Source organism: Nocardia sp. NPDC060220 (genome assembly GCF_042727815.1).
Lineage (GTDB): Bacteria > Actinomycetota > Actinomycetes > Mycobacteriales > Mycobacteriaceae > Nocardia.
Genome location: NZ_JBHWZY010000739.1, coordinates 1 through 3,510 on the forward strand (window position 1 = coordinate 1; position 3,510 = coordinate 3,510).

General features: G+C 69.0%; 4 protein-coding genes. All 4 read left to right on the top strand.

Annotated features, from left to right (window positions below; genetic code table 11):
- A partial coding sequence (locus tag ACFWF3_RS28735) for an ABC transporter substrate-binding protein (RefSeq protein ID WP_379316641.1) occupies positions 1 to 1,322 on the top strand: 1,322 nt, incomplete at its 5' end.
- A gap of 6 nt (positions 1,323 to 1,328) precedes the next feature.
- A complete protein-coding gene (locus tag ACFWF3_RS28740; RefSeq protein ID WP_378707800.1) occupies positions 1,329 to 2,282 on the top strand; it encodes an ABC transporter permease in 954 nt (317 codons plus the stop codon).
- Between the two features lie 89 nt (positions 2,283 to 2,371).
- Complete coding sequence (locus ACFWF3_RS28745; protein WP_328715908.1) at positions 2,372 to 3,187, top strand: ABC transporter permease; 816 nt, start codon at positions 2,372 to 2,374, stop codon at positions 3,185 to 3,187.
- Positions 3,184 to 3,510, top strand: a 327-nt coding sequence (locus ACFWF3_RS28750) for an ATP-binding cassette domain-containing protein (RefSeq protein ID WP_379316643.1), incomplete at its 3' end; no start/stop codon positions are given. The genes ACFWF3_RS28745 and ACFWF3_RS28750, both read left to right, overlap by 4 nt.

Below are 3,510 nucleotides of genomic sequence, written 5' to 3' on the forward strand. Positions count from 1 at the left end.
GCCCCGACGCCAGGTCGTTCACCTTCCGGCTGCGACCCGACCTGACCTTCAGCGACGGCACCCCGCTGAACGCGCAGGTGGTGAAGGCGAACTTCGACGCGATCCCGAAGCTGGGCGCACTCGCCATCCTGTCCAAGGGCTATATCACCGGCTACGTCGGCACCGAGGTCGTCGACGAGCACACCGCCAAGATCACCTTCGAACAGCCCAACGCGCAGTTCCTGCAGGCGACCTCGACCGCCGCGCTCGGCCTGATCTCGACGGCCGATGCCGCGAAGACGCCCCAGCAGCGCTGCAGCGACGGCGTGATCGGCTCCGGGCCCTTCGTGCTGTCGAAATACGTTCCCAACCAGTCGATCACGATCAGCAAGCGGGTCGGCTACGGGTGGGGCTCGCCGTTGTGGACCAAGCAGGGCGAGGCCTACCTCGACTCCATCGAGTTCACCGTCATCCCCGAATCGGGGGTTCGCGCCGGCAGTGTGCAGTCCGGCCAGCTCGATGTCGCCACCGGTCTCGGCCGCGCCGACGAAGCGGGCTTGAAGGCGTCGGGCATCTCCCTGCTGACGCGATCGCACCCGGGCGCGGTGTTCAACCTCGGCCTCAACAACTCCCGGCCGATCCTGCGGGATGCGCAGGTGCGCAAGGCGATCCAGTCCGCGGTCGACCGGCGTCAGATCGTGGAGGCGGTCTTCGCCAGCGGGACCGTGCCCGCTACGGGCATCCTCTCGCACACGACGCCCGGCTACACCGATCTGTCGGCGGATCTCGCTCTCGATGTCGCCCGGTCGAAATCACTGCTCGACGCGGCCGGCTGGCAGGTGGGCGGTGACGGTATCCGGCGCAAGGACAACACCCGACTGAGCTTGACCGTGGTGTGGTTCAACAACTCCCAGAACACCCGCGCGGCGCTGGAACTGGTGCAGCAGCAGCTCAAGGTAGTCGGGGTGGAGTTGCAGCTGCAGGAGTTGCAGGTCACCCAGTTCCCGGCGCTGCTCGGTTCCGGTGACTTCGACGGACTGTGGGGCGGCGACCTGAGCCGGGCCGATCCTGATTGCCTGCGCACGCTGTACTCGACCCAGCAGGTCAACGCCTACCGGCTGCCGCCGAGCGAGCTCGACGCGCTGCTCACCGCTCAGGCGGCCGAGGCTGATCCGGCCAAGCGTGCGCCCCTCGTGGAGCAGGCCCAGCAGCTGGTCGTGCGCAATGCGTATGTGATCCCGGTGGTGGAACTCGAGACCGTGCTCGCGGCGGCGCCGACCGTGCACGGCCTGACCTTCGAGTCGTCGAGCCGGACCCGGCTGCACGACACTTGGCGGAGCTGAACCGGCATGGGACGGTACGTGTTACGCCGTCTCGCCCAGGCGGTCGGGGTGCTGTGGGCGGCGTACACCGTGTCGTTCTTCGTGCTCGAATTCCTGCCGGGCGACCCGGTGTCGGCGATGGCGGGCGGCGGACTGAACTCCTCGCCGGTGGACCCGGCCGAGCTCGCCGCACTGCGGGCACAGTACGGCTTCGACAAGCCCATCGTGGTGCAGTACCTCGACTATCTGGGCCGGGCCCTGGTCGGCGACTTCGGTGATTCGGTGGCCACGGGCCGGTCGGTGACCGGCACGATCGCCGCGGCGCTACCGCCGACCCTGCAGCTCACGGCGGCGGCGCTGGTGCTCGCCGTGCTGTTCGGCGGCGGGCTCGCCGTGGCGGCGACCTACACCTCGCGGCGCTGGCTGCGGCAGGTGCTGCTGTCGCTGCCGCCGCTGGCCATCTCGATCCCGTCCTTCTGGGCGGGTCTGATGCTGGTGCAGCTGCTGTCGTTCCGGATCCGGCTGTTCCCCGCGTTCGGCAACGCCGGGCTGGCCGGGTTGGTGTTGCCCGCGGTGACGTTGGCCATCCCGACCGGGGCGCTGATCGCGCAGGTACTGGCGAAGAGCCTGCTGACCACCCTGGACGCGCCGTTCGTGCAAACCGCAAAAGCCAAGGGCGCCAGCCGGATCCGGGTCCATCTGCGGCACGCGCTGCGCAGTGCGTCGCTGCCCGCGCTCACCATCGTCGGACTGCTCGTCGGACAGCTGGTGGCCAGCGCGGTGGTGATCGAGACGGTGTTCTCGCGCAACGGACTCGGGCGAGTCATGGCGGGCGCGGTGAGCGTGCAGGACATTCCGCTCGTGCAGGGCGTTGTGGTGTTCGGCGCGTTCGTCTTCGTCGTGGTGAACCTCATCGTCGACCTGATCTACCCGGTGCTCGACCCACGGATCGTGGTCGCGCGCCCGAGGAGTTACGCGTGACCGACACCGTGCTGACCGAGGCGGCCATCCTCCGAACCGTCGTCGACGAGTTCGACGACGAGTATCGAACGGGTTTCGACTGGCGCAGACTGCCACGGTTTTTGCTGTACCGGCCGGGTCTGGTGCTCTCGGTCGTGACGCTCGTGCTGGTGGTGCTGGCCGCGGTGTGGCCGACGCTGTTCACCGCACGCGATCCGCTGTTCGGCGTCCCGTCGGAGATCTTCGCGCCGCCCAGCGGACAGCACTGGTTCGGCACCGACGAACTCGGCCGCGACATGTTCACCCGCGTCGTGCACGGCACCGCGCTGTCGTTGCAGGCGACGGTGATCGCGGTGGCTGTCGCGTTCGTCGTCGGGGGCGCGATGGGCCTGATCGCCGGGTTCGTCGGCCGCTGGGTCGACGACGTGCTGATGCGCTTCGCCGATGTGCTGCTGTCGATTCCGTCGCTGTTCCTGTCGTTGGCGCTGGTGACCGCGCTCGGCTACGGCACCGTGAAGGTGGCGATCGCGGTGGGTGTGGCCAGCGTGGCCGGCTTCGCCCGGGTGATGCGCGCGGAGGTGCTGCGATTACGGCAGGCGGTGTTCGTCGAGGCCGCGTGGTCGTCGGGGGCGCGCTGGTACACGGTGCTCGGCCGGCACGTCCTGCCGAACGCGATCGGCCCGGTGGTCGTGCTGGCCACCTTGGATCTCGGAACCGCCGTGCTGGCGGTGTCGTCGCTGAGCTTTCTCGGTTACGGCGCGGTGCCACCGGCGCCGGAGTGGGGCTCGCTCATCTCGAGCGGCCGGAACTATCTCGCCAACGCGTGGTGGATCTCGACGATGTCGGGCCTCATGGTGGCGTTCGTCGTGCTCGCGACCAACCGGATCGCGCGGGCACTCGATGGAGAGTGGGCGAATCGACGATGACCGGGAATCTGCTGGAAGTGCGTGGCCTGTCGATCTCCTACCGCACCAGCACCGGGCGGGTGCGCGCGGTAGGGGCGGTCGACCTGGACATCGCGCCGGGCGAGATCGTCGCGCTGGTCGGAGAATCCGGCTCGGGCAAGAGCTCGACCGCGCATGCCATCACCGGGTTGCTACCGGCCGCGGGGCACATCGACGCGGGACGGATCCAGTTCGGCAGCAGGGACCTGGCGAGAGCGGGAGACAGGGAGCTGCGCGCGATTCGCGGTGCGCAGATCGGCTTGATCCCGCAGGACCCCGGTGTCTCGCTGAATCCGGTGCAGCGC

Bases quoted from the DNA above. Each gene is read 5' to 3' on its own strand.
- ACFWF3_RS28740 (WP_378707800.1), top strand. From the start codon at position 1,329: ATGGGACGGTACGTGTTACGCCGTCTCGCCCAGGCGGTCGGGGTGCTG.